Raw genomic sequence first — 662 nt, 5'->3', positions numbered from 1 at the left:
GGACCAGCCGCCAGCGGCGCAGCCGCTCGTCGGTGGAGGTGCCGGGGTCGGCGGCGGGCGCGGTGCCGGGGGTGCTGACTGCCATCGGTGGCTCCTCTGCGTGCGGTCTGCGGTGCGATGCGCGGTGCGCGTTCGGTGGTGGGACGGAACGGCGGGACGGCGGGACGGCGGGACGGCGGGACGGCGGGACGGGACGGCGGGCGCCGTCAGGTGTCGCGGTCGCCGGCCTGCCGGGGGATCCGCGGGCGCTCGCCCGGCTCCCCGCCACCGGTCGGCAGCCCGAGCAGCAGGGCGACCACGGGCAGTGCGGCGTCGGCCCGCGCGCGGTCCAACTCGGCGGTCTCCCCGGCCGGTTCGGCGATCCCCGGGCCGAGCGGGCCGGCCGCCACCCGGCTGCCGACGGTGTGCCGGACCCCGGCCTCCAGGGTGGTGAAGGTCCGCCGCAGCAGCGGCAGCACATCGGTGAAGACCTCCGCCGGGACACCGGTCAGCCAGCCGTCGAGCAGGCCGAGCAGCCGGGGGTCGTGGAGCAGCAGCGCGCCGCCCCCGGTCAGGAAGCCCTCGATCCAACCGGCGGCGTCCGCCGGGCTGTTGGCGGTGGACAGCACCAGGCCGAGCCGCCGTCCGGCCTCTGCGGAGTCGAGCCGGCCGTCGTCCAGCAG

1 protein-coding gene is annotated in these 662 nt (G+C 78.7%); it reads right to left on the bottom strand.

Annotated elements, in window-relative coordinates; translation table 11 throughout:
* Positions 1–206: 206 nt before the first annotated feature.
* The coding region (locus ABD308_RS11250) for a DUF5682 family protein (protein ID WP_344331827.1) at positions 207–662 on the bottom strand (456 nt) is incomplete at its 5' end.

Origin of the sequence: Kitasatospora putterlickiae, from assembly GCF_039527695.1 — a bacterium.
GTDB classification, from domain to species: Bacteria; Actinomycetota; Actinomycetes; order Streptomycetales; family Streptomycetaceae; genus Kitasatospora; species Kitasatospora putterlickiae.
The sequence above is the reverse complement of the archived record's forward strand: the minus strand, read 5'-3'. Positions and strand labels throughout refer to the sequence as shown.